The 21,440-nt window shown below is 75.2% G+C and carries 14 protein-coding genes and 1 pseudogene; 7 read left to right on the forward strand and 8 right to left on the reverse strand.

Annotation, left to right across the window (positions count from 1 at the left end):
- The first annotated feature begins 7 nt into the window (after nucleotides 1-7).
- Nucleotides 8-2,365, forward strand: a complete 2,358-nt coding sequence (locus IPL61_08910) for a VWA domain-containing protein (protein MBK9031442.1) — start codon at nucleotides 8-10, stop codon at nucleotides 2,363-2,365.
- Complete coding sequence (locus IPL61_08915; GenBank protein ID MBK9031443.1) at nucleotides 2,362-3,774, forward strand: PQQ-binding-like beta-propeller repeat protein; 1,413 nt, start codon at nucleotides 2,362-2,364, stop codon at nucleotides 3,772-3,774. Before IPL61_08910 ends, IPL61_08915 begins: the two co-directional genes overlap by 4 nt.
- A 31-nt stretch (nucleotides 3,775-3,805) precedes the next feature.
- Here the strand turns inward: IPL61_08915 and IPL61_08920 are convergent.
- The 6 genes and pseudogenes from IPL61_08920 to IPL61_08945 form a co-directional block, all read right to left on the reverse strand.
- A pseudogene (locus IPL61_08920) lies at nucleotides 3,806-4,601 on the reverse strand (nucleotidyltransferase domain-containing protein).
- A complete protein-coding gene (locus IPL61_08925) occupies nucleotides 4,598-5,869 on the reverse strand; it encodes a nucleotidyltransferase domain-containing protein (protein MBK9031444.1) in 1,272 nt (423 codons plus the stop codon). The pseudogene IPL61_08920 and the gene IPL61_08925 overlap by 4 nt, the downstream one beginning before the upstream one ends.
- Nucleotides 5,870-5,926: 57 nt before the next feature.
- A complete protein-coding gene (locus tag IPL61_08930; protein ID MBK9031445.1) occupies nucleotides 5,927-8,572 on the reverse strand; it encodes a serine/threonine-protein kinase in 2,646 nt (881 codons plus the stop codon).
- Between the two features lie 17 nt (nucleotides 8,573-8,589).
- Entirely contained in the window at nucleotides 8,590-9,879 is a 1,290-nt protein-coding gene (locus IPL61_08935; GenBank protein ID MBK9031446.1) for a hypothetical protein, read from the reverse strand.
- Nucleotides 9,880-9,932: 53 nt separating this feature from the next.
- Nucleotides 9,933-10,733, reverse strand: coding sequence for a transcriptional regulator (locus tag IPL61_08940; protein ID MBK9031447.1), 801 nt, complete (start codon nucleotides 10,731-10,733; stop codon nucleotides 9,933-9,935).
- The gene (locus IPL61_08945; protein ID MBK9031448.1) at nucleotides 10,721-12,121 is read right to left on the reverse strand and encodes a hypothetical protein; all 1,401 of its coding nucleotides are present in this window, start codon (nucleotides 12,119-12,121) and stop codon (nucleotides 10,721-10,723) included. The genes IPL61_08940 and IPL61_08945 overlap by 13 nt, the downstream gene beginning before the upstream one ends.
- A gap of 142 nt (nucleotides 12,122-12,263) precedes the next feature.
- On the opposite strand from IPL61_08945, the gene msrP reads away from it, so the two are divergent.
- The 3 genes from msrP to IPL61_08960 all read left to right on the forward strand — a co-directional run bounded on the left by msrP (nucleotide 12,264) and on the right by IPL61_08960 (nucleotide 16,610).
- A complete protein-coding gene (gene msrP / locus IPL61_08950) occupies nucleotides 12,264-13,232 on the forward strand; it encodes a protein-methionine-sulfoxide reductase catalytic subunit MsrP (GenBank protein ID MBK9031449.1) in 969 nt (322 codons plus the stop codon).
- Nucleotides 13,219-14,916 (forward strand): ferric reductase-like transmembrane domain-containing protein, encoded by a 1,698-nt coding sequence (locus IPL61_08955; GenBank protein ID MBK9031450.1) that lies wholly within the window; start codon nucleotides 13,219-13,221, stop codon nucleotides 14,914-14,916. The genes msrP and IPL61_08955 overlap by 14 nt, the downstream gene beginning before the upstream one ends.
- 74 nt (nucleotides 14,917-14,990) lie before the next feature.
- A complete protein-coding gene (locus IPL61_08960; GenBank protein ID MBK9031451.1) occupies nucleotides 14,991-16,610 on the forward strand; it encodes an FAD-dependent oxidoreductase in 1,620 nt (539 codons plus the stop codon).
- Nucleotides 16,611-16,641: 31 nt separating this feature from the next.
- On the opposite strand, the gene IPL61_08965 is transcribed toward IPL61_08960, so the two are convergent.
- Both IPL61_08965 and IPL61_08970 read right to left on the reverse strand, forming a co-directional pair.
- Nucleotides 16,642-18,138 (reverse strand): putative metal-binding motif-containing protein, encoded by a 1,497-nt coding sequence (locus IPL61_08965; GenBank protein MBK9031452.1) that lies wholly within the window; start codon nucleotides 18,136-18,138, stop codon nucleotides 16,642-16,644.
- A 63-nt stretch (nucleotides 18,139-18,201) separates the two neighbouring features.
- Nucleotides 18,202-19,698, reverse strand: coding sequence for a putative metal-binding motif-containing protein (locus tag IPL61_08970; protein ID MBK9031453.1), 1,497 nt, complete (start codon nucleotides 19,696-19,698; stop codon nucleotides 18,202-18,204).
- Between the two features lie 113 nt (nucleotides 19,699-19,811).
- On the opposite strand from IPL61_08970, the gene IPL61_08975 reads away from it, so the two are divergent.
- Both IPL61_08975 and IPL61_08980 read left to right on the forward strand, forming a co-directional pair.
- Nucleotides 19,812-20,600, forward strand: a complete 789-nt coding sequence (locus IPL61_08975) for a GNAT family N-acetyltransferase (GenBank protein MBK9031454.1) — start codon at nucleotides 19,812-19,814, stop codon at nucleotides 20,598-20,600.
- Between the two features lie 109 nt (nucleotides 20,601-20,709).
- Nucleotides 20,710-21,270, forward strand: a complete 561-nt coding sequence (locus tag IPL61_08980; protein MBK9031455.1) for an outer membrane beta-barrel protein — start codon at nucleotides 20,710-20,712, stop codon at nucleotides 21,268-21,270.
- The last annotated feature ends 170 nt before the right edge of the window (nucleotides 21,271-21,440 follow it).

The raw sequence follows: 21,440 nt of genomic DNA on the forward strand, positions 1-21,440 counted from the left end.
GACGGAGGTGCGCAATGAGCAGGATCCGAGCGCGCGCGCGCGCTGGGCCGGCGCGATGGGCCTGTGCGCCCTGGTCGCGGCCAACGACGGTCGAGCCACCGGCGCAGCCGCGCCCGCGCCCGACATCACCGAGGGCCGGCTCACGACCCGCGACCACGCCCGGGTCGTGGACGTGCCGCTCGAGCACACCGAGGTCGTGATCCACGCGACCGCGCACCTGGCCGAGGTCCAGGTCGCGCAGACCTTCACCAACCCGTACGACCACAAGATCGAGGCCGTCTACCTGTTCCCGCTGCCGACTGGCGCGGCGGTCAACGCGCTCGAGATCCGGACCGGCGACCGCGTCATCCGCGGCGAGATCGCCCGGCGCGCCGACGCGCGCGCGACCTACGTCAAGGCGGCGCGGCGCGGGTTCGTCGCGGCGCTCCTGACCCAGGAGCGCCCCAACCTGTTCACCCAGCGCGTCGCCAACCTCGAGCCCGGCGCCCAGGTGATCGTGCAGCTGACCTACGTCGAGCCGCTACGCTACGACGACGGCGGCTACGAGCTGGTGTTCCCGATGGTGGCGGGGCCGCGCTACCTGCCGGCCACCGCGACCGCGGCCGACGCCGACCAGGTCCAGCCGACGGCGCTGCCGCCGGGCACGCGCTCGTCGCACGACGTCGGCCTCACGGTCACGCTCGACGCCGGGGTCGCGCTCAAGGACGTGCGCTCGCCGTCGCACCAGCTGGTCCGGACCGCCGGCGCGACCGCCGCGCGCGCGACGATCACGCTCGCGCCCGGCGACACGATCCCGAACAAGGACTTCGTGCTGCGTTACGACGTCGCCGGCGCCGCACCCGAGGCCGCGGTGCTGGCCCACCGCACCGGCGCCGGCCCCGGCGCGTTCCTGCTGACCGTCACGCCGCCGGCCGCGGCCGCGCCGGCGCAGGTCACGCCCCGCGAGCTGGTGTTCGTGCTCGACACGTCGTCGTCGATGCGCGGCCAGCCGCTGGCCAAGGCCCGGGCGCTCGTCCGCGCGATGCTGACGTCGCTCGCGCCCGACGACACGTTCCAGATCGTCCGGTTCGCCGACGTCGCCAGCGCGCTCGGCGATCGCCCGATCGCCAGCAAGCCCCGCAACGTCGAGTACGCGCTGGCGTGGCTCGACGCGCTCGAGGCCGGCGGCGGCACCGCGGTGACCGAAGGCGTGGCCGCGGCGCTCGACCTCGCCCACGATCCGCTCCGGCTCCGGCTGGTGGTGTTCATCACCGACGGCTACGTCGGCGACGAGGACGAGATCCTCGCGACCGTGCGCGACCACCTCGGCCCGTCGCGGCTCTACTCGTTCGGGGTCGGGACCGCGGTCAACCGCTACCTGCTCGAGGAGATGGCGAGCTTCGGGCGCGGCGCGGTCCAGATCATCCGACCCGACGAGGACACCGCGGCCGCGGTCGCGCGGTTCCACGACCGGATCGCGCGGCCGGTGCTCACCGACATCACGATCGATTGGGGCGGGCTGGCGGTCGCCGACGTGACGCCCGCGGCCGTGCCCGATCTGTTCGTCGGTCAGCCCGTGGTGGTCGCGGGCCACTACCCGCGGGCCGGCGCCGGGACCGTCGTGATCCGCGGCCAGGCCGCGGGCCGCCCGGTCGCGATCGAGGTCCCGGTCGAGCTGCCCGCCACCGCCGACCAGCCGGCGATCGCGACGGTGTGGGCGCGCGCGCGCATCGCCGAGCTGACCCGCGCCGAGGTCCGCGGCGCCACCGAGGCGACCCGTGGCGAGATCACCCAGCTCGCGCTCGATCACCACCTGCTGTCCCGGTACACCGCGCTGGTCGCGGTCGACCGCGCGCGCACGACCGCCGGCGGCGACGCGGCGCAGGTCGTCGTGCCGGTCGAGGTGCCCGAGGGCCTGCACGCCACCAGCGGCGGCGGCTGGGGCGTCAGCACCGGCGGGTTCGGCGCGGTGGGCTACGGCGCGGGCGGCGGCGGCAGCGGCTTCGGGACGAGCTCCGGATCGGTGAGCGTCCACCTGTCCGCCGCCGGGGCGCCCGCGCGCGTGCTGTCGCCGCCGACGCCGACGCCGGTCGCCCAGCGGGTCGTCGCCGACGACCCCCACGAGCTCGAGCTCCTGCGCGCCGCGCTGCGCACCGAGCTAGCCGCGACGCTCGCGACCCGGCCGGCCGTGGCCGGCACCTACCGCGTGCGGGTGGTGATCACGGCCAGCGGCACCGTGCGGCTGGTGGCGATCGTCGCGTGGCCGGCCGGCGCCGACGCCGCGCTCCGCGCGCGGATCCGCGCGGTGGCCCGGGACTGGGCCTTCGGCCCGGCCAGCGCCGAGCGCACGCTCGAGACCACGGTCGAGATCGGGGGTGGACCGTGAGACCGGCCGCCGCGCTGGCCGCGGCCGCGGTCGCCGCGCTGCTCGGCTGCCGCGATCGTTCCGGGCCGGCGGCAGCGGTCTCGCCACCCGAGCCCGCGGCGCCGCGCCCGGCTCCGGGCGCCGACCTCGCCGGTCCGATCGCCCCGCCGACGCGGATCGCGGCGCACCCCGAGCGCGGCGCGACCACGGTCGACCTCGGGATCGACCGCGCGGCGGTGGCGATCGAGCTGCCGACGCCCCCGCGCGGCGGCGCTGCCGCGTTCACGTTCGGCGACGATCGCCGCGGCTGGGTCACGCGGATCCCCGAGACCAACCAGCTGCCGTCGGTCGCGTACGGCGACGGCCGGATCTTCGTGTCCGGCGGCTTCGAGTCGATCAGCTTCTACGCGCTCGACGCCCACGACGGCCACGTCGCGTGGGCGGCGCAACAGCTCGAGGACAACGGCCCGACCGCGCCGATCTACGAGGACGGGCGGGTCGTGTTCAACACCGAGAGCTGCACGCTGTTCGTGATGGACGCGGCGACCGGCACGAAGCTGTGGTCGAAGTACCTGGGCGATCCGACGCTGGCGCAGCCCGCGGTCGCCGACGGGCTGATCTACGCGTCGCACCCGTGCCCGACCGGCCAGTGCCTGTCCGCGTACCGGCTCCGGACCGGCGCGGTGGCGTGGTCGCGCGCGATCGCGGCCGAGCTGCTCGCGGCGCCGGTGGTCGCCGGCGACGCGGTCTACGCCACGGCGCTGGGCGGCCGGGTCTACCGGTTCGATCGCACGACCGGGCGCCGGGTCTGGAGCAAGCCGCTCCGCGCCACCACCGCGCCGTGGATCGACGGCGACCGGCTCTACGTCGCGCGCCGCGGCCGCCGCGTCGAGCAGCAGATCGTGGTGGCGACCGCCGACGGCGCGGTCCTGGCCGAGCACGCCTCGGTCGCCGCGCGCTACCTCGGGGACGTGCCGACCAACCTCGATCGCTGGAAGCAGGTCTGGGCGTTCGAGGGCTCGCGCCCGGCCGTGCTCGACGGCGTGAAGTACGAGGCGATGGCCGGCTTCGTCCAGGCCTCGGATCCCACGACCGGCGCGGTCCTGTGGCGCCGGCGGTGGGCCGCGGCCGCGGACCGCCGATCGCTCGGCACGGTCGCGGTCGCCGGCACCCAGCTGGTCGTGTCGACGCGCGGCGGCGAGCTGTTCGGCCTCGACCTCGACACCGGCTACACCGTCTGGGCCTACGCGCTCGGCACGCCGATCGCGGCCCAGCCGATCATCGCCCACGGCTGGGTCTACGCGGCCACCGTCGACGGCGCGGTCGTCGCGCTCGACGTCGGCGACGCGTCCCTCGACGGCTGGCACATGTGGGGCGGCAACCCGCGCCACAACGGCCCGGTCGCCGCGACGCCGAGCGTGCCCCTGTGATCCCCGACGTGCGCGCCGGCGCGCGATCTCCTCAAGCCCAGTGCGCCCGACGGACCTCGCGCAGCCACGCGTCGAGGTCAGCCTCGGCCGCCGCCGACGGGGCCTCGGGCAGCGGCGACACCGCGACCGCCGCGTCGAGCGCCGCCACCGCCGCGGTCAGGGTCGCGCGCCAGTGATCGAGCTCGGCGCCGGTCAGCGCGACCCGCTCGCCGGTGCGCTTGCGCGCGCACAGCTCGGCGATGTCGAGCCCGTAGCGCGGCGCCAGCACCGTCAGGTCGGTCTCGAGCTCGCCGGTGCGCAGGAGGTGCAGGCCGGTGTGCGCGGTCCGCAGCACGTACAGGACCCGCTTGGCGGTCGGCGCCTCCTCGGCGGCGCGCCGCTGCCCGTGGGCGAACCCGGCGTAGTGGCGGACGACCCGACGCGACAGCGCCGCCCGCACCAGCGGCCGCACCGCCGCGAGCAGCGGCTGATCGCACTCGAGCACCAGCGCCCCGAGCAGCCGCTCGAGGTAGTTGCCGTTGCCCTTGAGCACGCCGCGGAGCACGCCGCCGAGCTCGTTGGACCCGTAGTCGACCTCGACGCCGTCGATCACCGTCATGACCTCGGCGCCGCCCCCCGGCGGGGACCAGGCCGACCAGCGTACCGGTCGGCGCGACGTGGACGCACTTGAGGTCGAGATCGGAGTCGGGGGACGGGAAGCCGTAGGCGTGAGCGCCCGACAGGTACACGACCAGGTGGTGGCGCTCGCGCGCGCGCTCGGCCAGGTAGGCGCGCGCGACCGCGGCCTGATCGGGCGTGATGACGTCGTAGCGGGCGGGGATGGTCATGGGGGCTCCTCGTCGAAGCGCGCCGCCGGCGGCGCGGGCGCGTCGGCGCCCCACGGCCCGGGCTCGCCGGCGATCGCCCGCCGCGCGGCCTCGTGGCGGATCGCGCGCAGCGCCGCCTCGATCGGCGCGAGGTCGGCCTGGCGAGGCAGCCGGCTGTCGGCGCGCGCGGCCTCCAGCGCCGGCGTCATCGCCCGCGCCATCGCGAGCACGTCGACCATCGGCACCTCGCCGCGCTTGATCGCCCGCAAGGTCGGCGCCAGCTCGTCGGGCACGCGCAGGCGCGGCGGCGCGGCCGGATCGCCCGCCAGCCACCGGGTCGCGACGTCGAGCAGCCGGATCAGGTTGTAGGCGTTCTTGGGCCGGAGATCGCGCGGCGCCGCGAACGCCAGGCCGGCGCGGGCCGCGGCCACCAGCCCGGCCCACGACGCCTCGGCCAGCTGACCCTGATCGTAGAGCGACCGGTAGAGCTGCTTGACGTAGTCGCGGGCGCGCTGCGCCGCCAGCGCCGCGGTGTCGCCGCGGACGGCCGCCGCCTCGGCCAGCCGCGCGGCGACGTCATCGAGGGTCAGCGTCGGCGCCGCCGCCAGCCACGCCACGACCTGGCCGCGGTGGTCGGCCAGGCGCTGGTTGTGCTCGAGCCGATCGAGCTGCGACAGCGCGTAGCGCCCGAAGCTGCCGTAGATCTCCTGGGACACGAACGCGTCGCGCACCTCGAGCAGGCGCGCGCCCATCGGATCGCGCACCGCCGCGACGTCGGCCACGAACAGCATCTCGAGCGTGTTGGGATCGGCGCGGAGCGCCTGGCGCACCGCCTTGCCGACCTCCCAGTACGCGCCGGTGCCGTCGGCCGACGCCAGATCGAGCGGCGGGTCGACCAGGCCGGTGGTCCAGGCCAGCGGCGCGACGAACACGCCGCGGTGATCCTCATCGCTGCCGGCGTCGGCCAGGCCCCAGGCCCGCGACCCGACCACGACGTCGAGCACCACCGTCGGCGCCAGCGCCTGCCAGGCGTCGTCCCGACGGCGCGCGTAGCGCACCTGGCCGAGCTTGCGGGGCGCCAGCTCGTCGCGGGCGTACCGGGCCCGGGCGCCGCCGACCACCTCGACGTCGAGCCCGTCGGCGTGGACGCCGACGACGCGCCCGACCGCGCCGGCGGTGATCACCCGCGCGCCGACCGCGCGATCGACCCGGGTCGCCACCTCGGTGCCCAGCGGCAGCGGCGCCGCCCGTGGATCGACGTCCGCGAGTCCACCCAGACGCAGCGCCATCCCGCGAGTCTACGCTGACCTCGACCGGCGCGGTGCGGAGACCGCGCGGTCGACCAGCTACCCCGGCAGCGCGATCTCGAACAGCTCCGACAGCTCCTGCCCGTGGCTGTAGGCGTACGAGCCGTCGGCGGCGACCGCGACCGCGTCGACCGCGCGCAGCCCCAGCGCCGGCGGCGTCAACGTCCAGCTCGGCGTCCGGGCGCCGGTCGCGACGTCGACCTGCGCCAGCTCGACCGGCGCGGTCGTGGTGCGGACCTGGACCGCGGCGCCGGCCCAGCCGCACACCACCTGATCGCGGTACCCCGCCCGCGGTGGCGCCAGCGGCGCGCCGACGGGGTCGATCACGCGCAGCTGATCGTCGGCGTCGACGAACGCGATCGCGCCGGTGGGCGCGACCGCGACCACGCCGTGCTCACCCTCGGCGGTGATCGGCGTCGGCGCGGGTCCGGCGATCGCGACCCGCCACAGCCGCGGCGCGCGCCCGACCTCGGCCCCGACCACGACCAGCTCGGCGTCGCCGCGCCACGCGGCCGCGCGCACCCGCGCGATCGGCGCCAGCGCGATCGCGCGCGGCTCGCCGCCCGCGGTCGTGTACACGACGCCCTGCGGCGGACCGTCGTCGACCCGCGCGAACCCGGTCGCGAACACCAGCGCCCCGTCGGGTGACAGCGCCCAGGCCGCGCCCGGCCCCAGCCGGAGCCGGGCGCCGCCGTCGGTCGGCACCGCGTAGACGCCGTTGACCTCGTCGACGTCACCGAACTCGCTGACCGCGAGCGTGGCGCCGTCGGACGACAGCCCCGCGGCCAGCGCGAACTCGGTCAGCGAGCAGTCGCGCGGGGCGCGGCCCGCGCCGGCCACGCGCGTGCGCAGCCGCCAGACGTCGCGGCTCACCAGCAGCCGACGCTCGTCGATCAGGTCGTGCAACCGCAGCCGGCCCAAGGTCGCGTACTCCTCACGCACCCGACCGTCGAGCGTCGCCGACCACACCGCGCTGACGGCGTCGGCGCGACCGCCGGTGAACCACAGCCGATCGCCGCGCGGGCTCCACGCCAGCCCCGCCAGGCTGCTCCACCCGGCGGTGATCGTCCGCACCGCGCCGGTGGCGAGCTCGACCACCGCCACCTCGCCCTGATCGTCGTTGCGGTCCGGGTGCAGCATGCACGCGACCCGATCGCCGCGCGGCGCGACCCGCACGTCGGAGATCCAGCCTGGCACCTCGAGCACGGTCCGGCCCAGCGGCGCCTCGAGCCGCATGCCCCGGCCGGCCCGGGTCACGATCGCCAGGGTCTGGCCGTCGGGGAAGAAGTCGGCCTGCTGCACGTCGTCGGCGAGCAGCCGCGGCTGACCACCGTCGATCGGCGCCAGCGCCAGGCGGCCGGTGGCGCACTGGCCGTCGACGTGGCGGCGCTCGAGCGCGATCGCCAGCGCGGTCGACGACACCGCCAGCACGTCGGCCGACGGGAGCTCGAGCGCGCGCACGACCCCGCCGGCGAGGCGCAGGCCGTAGGCGCGCAGCGGCTCGTCGTCCCACGCCGCGCCGAAGTAGACCGACGCGCCGTCGCCGGCAGCCCGGGCCGACCACACCCGGCCGTGGCGGAAGGTCAGCGGGTGCAGCGCCGGCGTCGCGCGCGCAGCGCCGCGCCCGCGCCCACGTCGACCGAGGGCCCAGCCCAGCGCGCCGACGCCGGCCGCGGCGGCCGCGCCGAGCAGCAGCGCCCGTCGGGTCGGCCGTCGACCGGGCGCGCTCGGCGCCAGCCGCTCGAGGGTCCACGCCAGGTCCGCCGCCGACTGGAAGCGCCGCGCGGGCTCCTTCTCGAGGCAGCGCGCCACCACCGGCGCCAGCCCGCCCAGCGCGGCCCGCGCCGACGCGACCGGATCGTCGCGCAGGAGCGCGCCCAGGCGATCGGCCGCGGTCGCGCCGTCGAACGCGCGCCGCCCGGTCGCGAGCTCGAACAGGATCGCACCGCACGCGAACACGTCGGCCCGGGCGTCGACGCCGTCGCCGCGGGCCTGCTCGGGCGCCATGTACCCGATCGTGCCCAGCACCGCGCCGGGCTCGGTGGCGTCGAGCGGGCTGGCGTCGTCAGCGCGCTTGGCCAGGCCGAAGTCGAGGATCTTGGGCTCGCCCCCAGCGCCGATCACCACGTTCTCGGGCTTGAGGTCGCGGTGGACCACGCCGGCCGCGTGGGCCGCGGCCAGCCCGCGCGCCAGCGCGATGCCCAGCGCCCGCGCCCGCGCCGGCGGCACCGCGCCCGCGGCCATCGCCGCGCGCAGGGACTCTCCGACCACCAGCTCGCTGACCACGAAGGTCACGCCGTCGACCACGCCGACGTCGTGGACCGCGACCACGTTGGGGTGCGCGATCGCCGCGGCCGCCCGGGCCTCGACCAGCAGCCGGCGCGACCACGCGCCGTCGGGGTCGGCCAGCGCGAGCACCTTGACCGCGACCGCGCGCCGGAGCTCCTCGTCCCAGCCGCGGAACACCGTGCCCATCGCGCCGGCGCCGAGCCGCTGATCGAGGCGGTAGCGCCCCAGCCGTCGGCCGGCGAGGTCATCGACGCCGCCGGACCCCGCGTGCGCCAGCTCCGCCACCACCGCCGCGCAGGTCGCGCACTCGGCCAGGTGCTCCTCGAGCGTCGGCGCGTCGGCCAGCGCGCCGGCGTGCGCCAGCTCGACCAGCTCGTCCTCGGCCAGGCACTGCACGGCCATACGCTACGCCTTCACCGCGCGCCGAGCCACTGCGCCAGCGGCGCCCAGGCCTCGGTCGGCGCGTCGACGCCGAACAGCAGATCGCCGTGGCCGACGTCGCGCGCCTCCTGCCCAACCGGCTGGTGCCGGACGACCAGCGTCGTCACGTCGGTCGCGCCGACCAGCGTCGTCGTGTGCAGGCCGGCGTCGCCGTAGCCGCCAGCGGCGCCGAGGTACAGGACCGGCACCTCGATCGCGCCGAGGTCGAGGTCGAACGGGCCGCTGCCGTCGCCGCACCAGAGCGCGTCGGTGTCGGCGACCTCGCGCATCGCCTGGTGCGGCGGCGCGGTCTCGAACCAGGTCGCGATCACCGGCTCGGGCGACTCGGTGAACCCGACCGGCGCGCCGTCGACGAGCGCGGCCGCGGCCAGGTGGTAGTGCGGCGTCGGCGCGAACACCTCGAAGGTCTGGCCGCCGAAGTGGTAGAGCGTCTCGCGCGCGGTCCACTCGGGGATGAACGGGAACGGCTCGTCGGGCGCGGTCCGCGCGCGCTCGCCCAGGAGCTGCACGAAGCTGTTGTCCGAGTCGGTCCAGCCGTCGGCCAGGAGTTCGTACTCGAACGCCGCGCCCGCGCAGGTGGCGGCGCGGACGTCGGCCGCCTCGGGCGGCAGCTCGCCCCAGACGTCGAGCGCGATCAGCCCGCGGATCTGGCGCACGAGCGGCGGCCGGGCCGCGTCGCGCGCGGCCGCGGCGTAGGCGATCAGGCCGCCGCGCGAGAACCCCGCCAGGTGCAAGCGGCCGCCGCCCGCGCCGGTCACCAGCCGGATCGTCCGCGCCAGCGCCAGGCCGCGGTCGGTGTCGTCGAGCGCCTGGACCAGGCCGAGGTCGCCGAAGTCCGACAGATCGCCGTCGAGCGGCGTCGTGGCCCAGCGGCGATCGATGCCCCAGACGTCGAAGCCGCGCTCGGCCAGCCACACGCCCAGCCCCGGGCTCGCCGCCGGATCGAGGGTGATCGGCGCGAAGCTCGAGCCGAACGACGAGAAGTCGCCGTGCAGGAACATGACGCCGCCGCGGGTGGGGCGGACCCAGCCGGGCCCGCGCTCGCGCACGAGCCGGTGGACCCGGAAGCGGGCGTTGGGCCCCGCGCCCATGGTGACGGTGAACGTGGTGTGGGCGACGTCGCCGCGCACCAGCGTGCGCTCGATCGCGACCGTGGGCGCGGTGACGGCGGCGGTGGTCGCGCCGAGCTCCGGCGCGGTGGGGGTGTCGACACAGGCGGCGAGCGCGAGCGCGCCCAGACAGGTAGCAGACCAGCGAATCATCAGGACCTCCTACCGACCAGACGGAGGCCACCGCCGACCTTGCACAGAAATCGTCAGCCCTGCAGCAGCCGGGCGATCGACAGGTCGAGCTGCGAGCGCACCATGCGCGCGATGCTGTCGAGCTGATCGGCCGGCAGCGCCAGCCGCTCGGTCAGGCGCGCGCGCGCGGCGTCGGCCACCGCCTGGGCCGCGTCCCGCACCCAGCGCGACACCGTCGACTCGTGCACGCGGTAGAGCCGCCCGATCGCCGCCAGCGGCGTGCCCTCGACGAAGTGCAGCCGCAGCACCACCCGCGGCCGCCCGCCCAGCGCCGCCAGCGCGTCGGTCAGCGCCGCGCGCCACTCGACCTGGAAGCGGGCCTTGAGCGCGCGCAGCTCCGGGTCGGGCTCGCGCGCCGCCAACTCCGCGAGCACGTCGACCGGGACGTCGCCGCGCACCAGCGCGCGCTGGTGATCGATCGCGACCCGGGTCACCGCCACCCGCAGCCAGCCCGCGAGCGGCCCGGTGCCGCGGTACCCGGCGATGCGCGGTGGGCGATCGTCGCTGGCCACCAGCACCCGCACCCGCGCCAGCTGGCGCACCTCATCGCGCGCGGCCGGGTCGAGCCCGCGCGGGGCGATCGTCGCCATCAGGTCGTCGACGGCGCGGACCGCCGCCGGATCGCCGCGCCCCGCCGCCCACGCCACCAGCAGCTCGTCGAGGTGCTCCGGCCGAGCGCCGGCGCCGACCTGGGCCACCGCGTGCGCCGCGAACCCGGCGGCGGCGATCGTCGGCCGGCGCGCGCACGCCGCCGCGATCGCGTCCTCGAGCGACGCCACCGTCGGCGCGTCCGGGCCCGCCGTCAGATCGGGCACGGCCCCGTGCCGCAGAAGTACGCGGACACGGTGGTCGAGGCGTTCATCGTCAGGGTGCAGGTCCCGCCCGCCAGCGTGCAGCCGCTGATGTCGATCAGCGCATACCCTCCCGCCGGCGCCGGCGTCAGGGACACCGCGGCGCCGCGGTTGAAGGTCAGCGTGCACAAGGTCGTGTTGGGATCGGTGCTGGTGCACACGCTCGGGCCCATGACCGGCGACGGCGACGACCGCAGCGTGCCGCTGCCGTAGACCGACAGGGTCAGCGTCACCGTCGGCGCGAGATCGAACGTCGCGCGCGCGGACCGGGCCTGCGACATCGTCAGCTGGCACGGCCCGAACGCGCCGGTGCAGTCGCCGCTCCAGCCGCTGAACACGTTGTCGGCCGCCGGGGTCGCCAGGAGCCCCACCATCATCCCGGCGTTGTAGTTCTCGGTGCAGTCGGCGCCGCAGTTGATCCCGGTGCTGCCGCTGAGGTTGTTGACCGTGCCGGTGCCCGTGCCGGCGCGGGTGACCGTCAGCGTGAACTGGCGCAGGTCGAAGCGCGCGTCGACCGCGGTCGCGGCGTCGATCGTGACCACGCACGTCGTGGCGGCGCCGCTGCAGGCCCCGCTCCAGCCGACGAAGGTCGAGTCGGCGGCGGGCGTCGCGGTCAACGTGACCATCGTGCCGGGCGCGTAGACCTCGGCGCAGTCGGTGCCGCAGGTGATGCCGGCCGGCGCCGAGGTCACGGTGCCGCCGCCGGCGCCGCTGCGGGTCACGACCAGGCTCTGGCTCTGCCCGAACGCCGCGCTCACCTGGACGTCGTCGTTGACGGTGATCGCGCAGGTGCCGCCGCCGGTGCAGGCGCCCGACCAGCCGAGGAACGTCGACCCCGGGCTCGCGGTCGCGGCCAGCACCAGCGACGTGCCGTGGTCGACCGTGATCGTGCAGGTGCCGGGGCAGTCGATCCCCCCGGCCGGCGAGGTGACGCGCCCGGTGCCGTTGCCCGCGGGCATGACCGTGACGGTGTGGCGCTGGATGTCGAAGCCGGCGTTGACCGCGCTCGCGGCGTTGACCACCAGCGAGCAGGTCGGCAGCGCGCCCGAGCAGCCGCCGCCCCAGCCGGTGAACGACGCGCCGGCGGCCGGGGCCGCGGTCAGCGTGACCAGCGTGCCCACCGGGAAGCTGCCGGTGCAGCTGGCGCCGCACGTGATCCCGGCCGGCATCGACGTGACCGTGCCGGTGGCCGTGCCGCCGAGGACGACCGTGAGCTCGGCGGTCGCGGTGCCGCCGCCGTCGATCGCGGCGTCGACGCCGGGTGGCGCGGCGTCGGTGACCGCCTTGACCGGGTCGCAGCCCGAGGACGCGACGATGAACAGCGCAACCAGCGCGAGCAGACGACCGTGCATGAATCCTGACCTCCGCGCAGCCGAGCCGCGCCGCGGCATCGTAGTGCACCTGCCCAGTGAGCGCACGCGGGGTCGATCACACGTCGGGCCCACCCGTCCGCGGTAACCGCGTGCCCCAGGCGGCGTACCCTCCCGCACAGCGATGAGCGACCCGAGCCCGTCCGAGATCACCCCGCCGGCCGTCTACTGGAACCGACGCGCGTTCCTGCGCGGCGGCGCGATCGCCGCCGGCGCCCTGGCCAGCGCGGCGCTGTATCGCCGCTGGAACGGCGTCGAGCTGCGCCAGGTCGACACCGCCGCGATCGACGGCGTGCGCGCCGCGCCGGCGGCGACCGACCCGCGTGGGTTCCGCGTCGACGAGGCCCTGACGCCGCTGGCGAGCGTCGCCAACTACAACAACTTCTACGAGTTCACGACCGACAAGGACGGCGTCGCCGCCGCCGCCGCCGGCTTCGACACCCGCGGCTGGACGGTCGAGGTCGACGGCCTCGTCGGCAAGCCGCGCCGCTTCGACCTCGACGACCTGCGCCGGCTGGCCCCGCCCGAGGAGCGCGTCTACCGGATGCGCTGCGTCGAGGCCTGGTCGATGGTGATCCCGTGGGTCGGGTACCCGCTGGCCCGGCTGCTGGCCGCGGTCGAGCCGCTCGGCGACGTCCGCTACGTCGCGTTCGAGACCCTCCACGATCCGGCCCGCATGCCCGGGCAGCGGACCGACGTGCTCGACTGGCCGTACCGCGAGGGCCTGCGCCTCGACGAGGCGATGCACCCGCTGGCGATCCTGGCGACCGGCCTGTACGGCCGCGACCTGCCGCCTCAGGACGGCGCGCCGGTGCGCCTGGTGGTGCCGTGGAAGTACGGCTTCAAGGGCGTGAAGTCGATCGTCAAGGTCACGCTCACCGCGGGCGAGCCGCCGACCAGCTGGAGCCGCGTCGCCCCCGACGAGTACGGCTTCTACGCCAACGTCAACCCGGCGGTGCCGCACCCGCGCTGGAGCCAGGCCACCGAGCAGCGCATCGGCGAGTCAGGCCGGCGCAAGACCCTGCCCTTCAACGGCTACGCCGACCAGGTCGCGAGCCTCTATGCCGGGATGGATCTCCGTGCCCAGTTCTGACGCCGGCGCGGTCGCCGTCGACGCCCCGCCGCGACGCGCCGCCGCGCTCGGGTTCGACGCCAGCTTCGCGCGTCGGTTCGCGTGGGCGTGCGGCCTGGCGCCGCTGGTGGTGCTGGCCTGGGACGCCTACCGCGGCCAGCTCGGCGTCAACGCGGTCAACTACGCGATCCGGACCACCGGCATGCTCGGCCTGGTGTGCCTGGTCGCGGCGCTGGCGATCACGCCGGCCCGGCGGCTGACCGGCGCGGCGACGCTGATCGCCGCGCGGCGCCCGCTCGGCCTGCTCGGCTTCGGCTACATCGCGCTGCACTTCGCGATCTTCTTCTGGTTCGATCGCGACGCCAGCCTGGCCAGCACCGCCGAGGAGGTGCTCGAGCGCCGCTACCTGCAGATCGGGTTCGGCGCGCTGGTCGCGATGGTGCCGCTGGCCGTGACCTCGACCGATCGCATGATCGCCCGCCTCGGCCCGCGCCGCTGGAAGGCGCTGCACCGGCTCACCTACGCCATCGTCGTCGCCGGGGTCGCGCACTTCTACCTGCTGGTCAAGGCCGACGTGGCGCGCCCGCGGGCGTTCGCCGTGGTCGTCGGCGGCCTCTTGCTCCTGCGCGTCGCCGCGCACTACCTCGAGCTCCGCGCCCGGGCCGCGCGCCCGGCCGCGGTCGCGGCCCCGACCGCGGCGCCACGACCCTGGCGCGGCGCGCTGCGGGTCGCCCGGGTCTTCGACGAGGCGCCCGCCGTCCGCACCTTCCGGCTGGTCGCGCCCGACGGCGGCCCGCTGCCGTTCACCCACGCCCCCGGCCAGTACCTCACGCTCGAGCTGACCGTCGACGGCGCGCCGCTGTACCGCTCGTACACGATCGCGTCGGCGCCGACCCGCACCGGCGCGCTCGAGATCACCGTCAAGCGCGCCCGCGACGGCCACGGCTCGGCCCACGTCCACGCGACCCTGCGCGAGGGCGCCGAGGTGACCGTGCGCGGCCCCCACGGCCGGTTCGTGTTCGACGGCGCCGGCGCCGACCGCGTGCTCCTGATCGCCGGCGGCGTCGGCATCACGCCGATCATGGCCATGGCGCGCGCGCTGACCGATCGCGCGTGGCCCGGCCGGATCGATCTGATCGTCGCGGTCCACGCGCCGGCCGACGTGATCTTCGCCGACGAGCTGCGCTACCTCGCCGGCCGGTTCCCCAACCTGCACCTGTGCATCACCGCGTCGGCGCCCGACGACGCCTGGCCCGGGGCCCGCGGCCGGATCACCCCGGCGCTGTTGACCGAGCACGTCCCCGACCTGGCCGCCGCGCCGGTGTACCTGTGCGGGCCCGAGCCGATGATGGACGCCGTCACCGCGATGCTGCGCGCGCTCGGCACGCCGGCCGCGGCGATCCACACCGAGGCGTTCGTGGCCGCAGCCGCGCCGCCGCCGATCGACGCCGGCCCCGGCGAGGTCCGGTTCGAGCGCGCCGGCAAGCGCGGCACCGGCCTGACCGTGCTCGACGCCGCCCTCGCGTGCGGGGTCGAGCTGCCCTACGAGTGCCGGTCGGGGATCTGCGGCCAGTGCAAGACCCGGGTGGTGCGCGGCGACGTGGTGCTGGGCCCGGTCGAGGCCCTGACCGCGGACGAGCGCGCCCGCGGCTACATCCTGGCGTGTCAGGCCCGGCCGGCGGGCGAGGTCGTCGTCGACGCCTGACACCCGACCGCTACCCGCAGGGCGCGTGCGGTTGCCCTGGCATCGCCCCCCGACAATTTCGTAGACTGGTCGGAATGGCCCGCACCCCAATCGCATCGTCCTTGCGTTCGCTGTGGCGTGACCTGACCCGCGCCCGCGCCGCCGGCATCCCCGTTGACGAGCTCCGCGACCGCCGCGCGGCGGGCACGCGCCCGAGCCGCCGCGACGTGCTGCTCGGCGGCGCCGCCGGGGCCGCGCTGCTGGCCGCGCCCAAGCGCGCCCGCGCCGCCGGCAACGATCCGACGATCGCGATCGTCGGCGGCGGCATCGCCGGGCTGTCGTGCGCCCTGACCTTGCTCGACAAGGGCATCGAGTCGACCGTCTACGAGGCCTCGGGCCGGATCGGCGGCCGCATGTTCTCCAACCGCACCGGCTACTGGAACGCCGGCCAGGTCAGCGAGTGGGGCGGCGAGCTGATCGACACCGGCCACACCACCGTGCGCGGCCTGGCCGATCGCTTCGGCCTGCCGATCGACGATCTGTTCGCGGCCCAGCCGGCGAACTCGGTCGAGGTCTACAAGGTCGGCGGCGGCTACTACCCCAAGACCCAGGCCGACGCCGACTTCGACGCGATCTACCGGATCGTCCGCGACGACCTGCACGCGGCGCCGTTCCCGACCACCTTCGACTCGTTCACCGCCGCGGGCGCCGCGCTCGACGCGATGAGCGTCTACGACTGGATCGAGGCGCGCGTGCCCGGCGGCCACGCCAGCCCGCTGGGCCAGGTGCTCGACCTCGCCTACGCGATCGAGTACGGCGCCGACACCACCGCCCAGTCGTCGCTGAACCTGCTGTACCTGCTCGCCTACCAGCCCAAGCCGCGCGACCACACGCTGGCGGTGTTCGGCGAGTCCGACGAGCGCTACCACATCCGCGGCGGCAACCAGCGCCTGCCCGAGGCGATCGCCGCCTACCTGGGCGCGCGCGTGGTCACCGGCGAGAAGCTGGTCAAGCTCAAGGAGACCGCCGGCGGGCGCTACAAGCTCACGTTCGAGCGCGGCGCGCAGTGCGTCGATCGCACGTTCGACTACGTGGTGCTGGCGCTGCCGTTCGCGGCCTACACCTTCGACTACGCCCAGGCCGGCTTCGATCCGCTCAAGCTCGAGACGATCTCGACCCTGGGCCGCGGCCACAACGGCAAGCTCCAGCTGCAGTTCGACACCCGCGGCTGGCTCGGCAGCGGCCCGTGGCCCGGCATCTCCAACGGCTCGACCTACGCCGACACCGGCTACCAGTGCAGCTGGGACGTCACCCGCGGCCAGGCCGGCACGCCCGGCATCCTCAACCTGTACTCGGGCGGCGCGGTCACCGACGGCATGCGCGCCACCAGCGCGTTCGGCACGGCCGGCAACGCCCAGGTCCGCCAGGACGTCAACGCCGGGCTCGCCCAGCTGGCGCCGGTCTATCCCGGCCTCAGCTACAGCGGCAAGGCCACCCAGTCGATCTGGCACAAGGCGCCGCTGTTCAACGCGTCGTACTCGTACTACGGCGTCGGCGCGTACACCTCGATCGCCGGCTACGAGGCCGCGACCCAGGGCGGCGTGTACTTCTGCGGCGAGCACACGTCGATCGACTTCCAGGGCTTCATGGAGGGCGGCGCCGTGACCGGCGTCGACACCGCCAAGGAGCTCAAGCGCGCGATCCGCCACGCGTGAGCCGCGGCCGCGCGGCCGCCGCGCCGCGCGGTCAGTACGACCGGTCGTTGGTCGTGACCCAGTAGCCGGTCGTCATGCCCGGCGGGTGCAGCGGGGTCAGCGTGCAGCCGGTGGTGACACCGCCGACCACCGTCGGCGTCGCGTCGACCACGCGCCACATGTCGCCCGCGCCGAAGCCGCCCGACTGATCGAACGCGGTCACGACGTCGGGCGCGGCGCCGTAGGTGCCCAGCAGCCGACCGCCGCAGTACACGTTCACCAGCGGGCTGGCGACGCCGGTGCCGCTGTAGTAGTGGGCCATGACCCGGTAGGTGCCGTTGTTGACGGGCGTGTCGACGTTGATGTTCTCGGGCGTGCCGTTGCGGAAGATGCTGTCGATGTCGAGGCGCGGGTTGCGGCAGTACCCGAGCAGCGTCCACGACGCGCCCTCGGGCCCACCCGAGCACTCGGCGATCGGGCTGTTGGCGTAGCCCCAGTTCGCGGCCGGGCTGTCGGTGGCCGAGCAGTTGCGGTAGTAGCAGTCGTCGTTGTTGACGGTCGACCCGGTCGCGGTCGTGGTGAACCAGTAGCGCTGGCCGGTCGTGCCCGAGCGGTACAGGTGCAGATCGATGTCGGTGTTGGCGGTGCGATCGGAGCACTGCTCGATGCGCAGGCCGGGGCCGGCGACGTGGACGATGAACGTGCACTCGTAGACCACGCCGGCCGGGGTCGTGATCCGGACGTGCACGGTGTAGTCGCCCGACAGGGTCGGCCGCAACGTCAGCGTCGGCCCGTTGGCGCCGGTCAGCGTGAACGTCTGCACGACCGGGCTGGTCGTCGTCAGGAACAGCCGATCGCACGGGCCGCCGGTCACGTCCCACGCCCACGTCGCGACCGCGCCGCCGTAGAACTGGGTCCCGTCGATCACGTAGTTCTCGAACGGCGCGCCGTCGGGCAAGGACCCCGGCGCCGGGCACGCCAGCTCGACGATGCAGCACGCGGGGTTGTCGTCGACGCACCCGTTGCAGTTGTTGTCGAGGCTGTCGCACGGCTCGGCCGCCCCCGGCGCGATGCCGCCCACGCACGGCCCCCACTCGCGGAACTCGCCCGTCCCCTGGCAGGTCTGCATGCCGTCGACGCACGCGCCGACGTGCCGCCGCCCCGGCGGGCCGTTGAAACACTGCTGCACCGCCCCGGCCGTGCAGCCGCAGCCCTCGTCGACCATGCCGTTGCAGTTGTCGTCGGTGCCGTTGTCACACAGCTCGATCGCCATGCACCCGTCGTTGACCGGGTTCGTGCACGTCAGGTCGCCGCAGATCTCCGCGTCGGTCTCGGGGATCGCGTCGATCGGCAGCGCCGGCGCGTCGATCGGCACGTCGGGCGCGTCGACCGTCGACACGTTCGCGTCGGGGTCGGTGCCGGTGGCGTCGCCGCCACCACCGGGCGCGTCGACGTCGCCGCCGCCGGTGTTCGTCGGGCCGCAGCCCCAGGCGAAGGCGATCGCCAGCGCGATCACCGCCATCGAAGCCCCGCGCGTCCGCTTGTGCATGTCGGGCAGTCCCATCCGGCGCAGCCGCGCCACCGTGAACCGTTCGTCGAGGTAAGATCAGGATCAGTACGTGCGATCGCCGGTGGTGACCCAGTAGCCGGTCGTCATGCCCGGCGGGTGCAGCGGGGTCAGCGCGCAGCCGGTGGTGACGCCGCCGACCACGGTCGGCGTCGCGTCGACCACGCGCCACATGTCACCGCCGCCGAAGCCGCCCGACTGATCGAACGCGGTCACGGTGTCGGGCGCGGCGCCGTAGGTGCCCAGCAGCCGACCGCCGCAGTAGACGTTGACCAGCGGGCTCGCGACGCCAGTGCCGCTGTAGTAGTGGGCCATCACCCGGTAGGTGGCGTTGTTGGCCGGCGTGTCGATGTTGACGTTCTCGGGCACGCCGTTGTCGAAGATGCTGTCGATGTCGAGGCGCGGGTTGCGGCAGTACCCGAGCGCCTGCCACTGCGTGCCCTCGGGGCCGCCCGAGCACTCGGCGATCGGACTGTTGGCGTAGCCCCAGTTGACCGGCCCCTGCGACGCGAACGACGTGGCCTTGCAGTTGAAGTAGTAGCAGTCGTCGTTGTTGATCTGCGAGCTGCTGCCGGCGCCGCCGACGACGGTCGAGAACCACGGCGTGGTCGTGCCAGGCTTGTGGACGTGCAGATCGATGTCGGTGTTGGCGGTGCGGTTCGAGCACTGCTCGATGCGCAGGCCGGGGCCGGCGATGTGGACGATGAACGTGCACTCGTAGACCACGCCGGCCGGGGTCGTGATCCGGACGTGCACGGTGTAGTCGCCCGACAGGGTCGGCCGCAACGTCAGCGTCGGCCCGTTGGCGCCGGTCAGCGTGAACGTCTGCACGACCGGGCTGGTCGTCGTCAGGAACAGCCGATCGCACGGGCCGCCGGTCACGTCCCACGCCCACGTCGCGACCGCGCCGCCGTAGAACTGGGTCCCGTCGATCACGTAGTTCTCGAACGGCGCGCCGTCGGGCAAGGACCCCGGCGCCGGGCACGCCAGCTCGACGATGCAGCACGCGGGGTTGTCGTCGACGCACCCGTTGCAGTTGTTGTCGAGGCTGTCGCACGGCTCGGCCGCCCCCGGCGCGATGCCGCCCACGCACGGCCCCCACTCGCGGAACTCGCCCGTCCCCTGGCAGGTCTGCATGCCGTCGACGCACGCGCCGACGTGCCGCCGCCCCGGCGGGCCGTTGAAACACTGCTGCACCGCCCCGGCCGTGCAGCCGCAGCCCTCGTCGACCATGCCGTTGCAGTTGTCGTCGGTGCCGTTGTCACACAGCTCGATCGCCATGCACCCGTCGTTGACCGGGTTCGTGCACGTCAGGTCGCCGCAGATCTCCGCGTCGGTCTCGGGGATCGCGTCGATCGGCAGCGCCGGCGCGTCGATCGGCACGTCGGGCGCGTCGACCGTCGACACGTTCGCGTCGGGATCCCCGGCGTCGCCGCCGCCCCCGGGCGCGTCGATCTCATCGCCGCCGCCGGTGTTCGTCGGGCCGCAGCCCCACGCGAAGGTGATCGCCAGCGCGATCGAGGCGAGGCAAGTCCCGCGCATGTTCATTGGCCGATGCTAACCAAACCTGCGGCAATCCGCGCGGTGCGTCGATATCCGACACCGCCTACACGCGCCCGCCGACTCACCGGGGCGAGATCGAGTAGCGTTCGGTGGTGCAGCCGCAGAGCCTCGTCCTGCGCACCGAGCTCGCCGTCGCCCGGCTGTCCAGCGCCGTCGACGATCGCGGCGATCACCTGGTGATCACCACGGCCGCCGAGCCCGACTTCTTCTGGGGCAGCTTCCTGGCGATCGCGCCACCGCGCACCGCCCCCGCCGCCGAGGTCTGGCTGGCGCGGGCCGCCGCCGCGACCCCGCCGGGGGCCGCCCACGCGGCGCTGATGATCGACGCGATCGATGGCGCGCTGGCGCCGAACGTGGCCGCGGCGCTGGTCGCCGCAGGCGCGACCATCGAGACGACGATCGCGATGGTCTGCGATCAGCCGCTGCGCGCGGTGACGGCGGCCGACGTGACCGTGCGGCGGTTCGATCGACCCGCCGACTGGGCCGCGCTGCTCGGGTTGTCGCTGACGATCGATCCCGAGACCCCGGCCCTGCGGCGCTTCCTCGAGGTCCGGATCGCCGCACGCGCCGCCGCAGCAGCCCTGGATCAGGTGCGCTGGTGGGGCGCGTTCGCCGGCCCCACCCTGGTGGCGTCGGCCGGCGTGGTGCCGCTGGCCGACTGCGCCCGCTACCAGGACGTCCAGACCCACCCCGACCATCGCCGGCGCGGCCTGGCCTCGGCGATCCTGGCCGCCATCGCCGTCGATCAGCGCGCCGCCGGGCGCACGCGCCTGGTGCTGGTGGTGGCCGAGGACAACGCGCCGGCGCGCGCGGCGTACCAGCGGCTCGGCTTCGTCGAGCGCGACCGCGCGGTCAACGCGCTGCGCCCGCCGCTCGCCTAGGTTTTCAGAGACTCTGCGTTTGCGCCCGTCGTCGCCTCAGGAATCCGAGGTCCGCGCCCGTGGTTTCGCACGCCTGGCGGTGGCACACCCCGTGCTAAACCTGGGACCGATGCGCCTCCTCCCCGCCGCCATCCTCGCCTCCGCCGCCCTCCTCGCCCCCTCGCTCGCGCACGCCGGCCGCTTCGCGGTCGGCGTGTCCCTCGGCCGCACCCAGACCGAGGCCGACGCCAGCCTCGACGCCAGCTCGACCGCGGCGCTGTGGGGCCGTGTCGGCTTCGGCAAGCGCTTCGGGCTCGACCTCGAGCTCGGCAAGATCAGCACCGAGGACGACACCACCCGGATCCGCACCCTCAACCTGGTGGGTCGGATGTCGATCGCCGATCTGCACGGCGGCGCCGTCCACCCGATGGTGCTGATCGGCCTCGGCACCGACTCGACCGACGCCGCCGACTACACCCACGGCGAGTTCGGCGCCGCGATCGAGGTCGACCTCGCCAAGGACTTCGTGCTCGGCGCCGACTTCCGCTTCGGCGATCGCACGGTCGACGCCCAGCCCGCCGTCGACGGCCTCACCGACCCTGTCACCCCGCAGCCGGCGTTCCGCCAGCCCTACGATCTCACCGACGGCAGCTACCGCGCCGGGCGCCTGTACCTCGGCGTCCGGCTGTAGCGCCCCCGCCGCGCGCGCCGCGCACGCCGCGCAACCGTCTGGGTCCAGCACCGGTCCACCCGCCGGGAGTTTTGCGTCCTGGTTGGGGGCCCGTCGGGGCTGGCGCCCGACGTACCGACCCGATCGGGGCGCGACCGTGGACCTCCGAGTCCCCCTGCGCCTGCCGGGGT

The sequence above is a fragment of the Myxococcales bacterium genome (assembly GCA_016717005.1).
Lineage (GTDB): Bacteria > Myxococcota_A > Polyangia > Haliangiales > Haliangiaceae > UBA2376.

Bases quoted from the DNA above. Each gene is read 5' to 3' on its own strand.
- IPL61_08935 (MBK9031446.1), bottom strand. From the start codon at position 9,879: ATGATTCGCTGGTCTGCTACCTGTCTGGGCGCGCTCGCGCTCGCCGCC.
- IPL61_08925 (MBK9031444.1), bottom strand. From the start codon at position 5,869: ATGGCGCTGCGTCTGGGTGGACTCGCGGACGTCGATCCACGGGCGGCG.
- IPL61_08965 (MBK9031452.1), bottom strand. From the start codon at position 18,138: ATGCACAAGCGGACGCGCGGGGCTTCGATGGCGGTGATCGCGCTGGCG.
- IPL61_08945 (MBK9031448.1), bottom strand. From the start codon at position 12,121: ATGCACGGTCGTCTGCTCGCGCTGGTTGCGCTGTTCATCGTCGCGTCC.
- IPL61_08960 (MBK9031451.1), top strand. From the start codon at position 14,991: ATGGCCCGCACCCCAATCGCATCGTCCTTGCGTTCGCTGTGGCGTGAC.
- IPL61_08970 (MBK9031453.1), bottom strand. From the start codon at position 19,698: ATGCGCGGGACTTGCCTCGCCTCGATCGCGCTGGCGATCACCTTCGCG.
- IPL61_08980 (MBK9031455.1), top strand. From the start codon at position 20,710: ATGCGCCTCCTCCCCGCCGCCATCCTCGCCTCCGCCGCCCTCCTCGCC.
- msrP (MBK9031449.1), top strand. From the start codon at position 12,264: ATGAGCGACCCGAGCCCGTCCGAGATCACCCCGCCGGCCGTCTACTGG.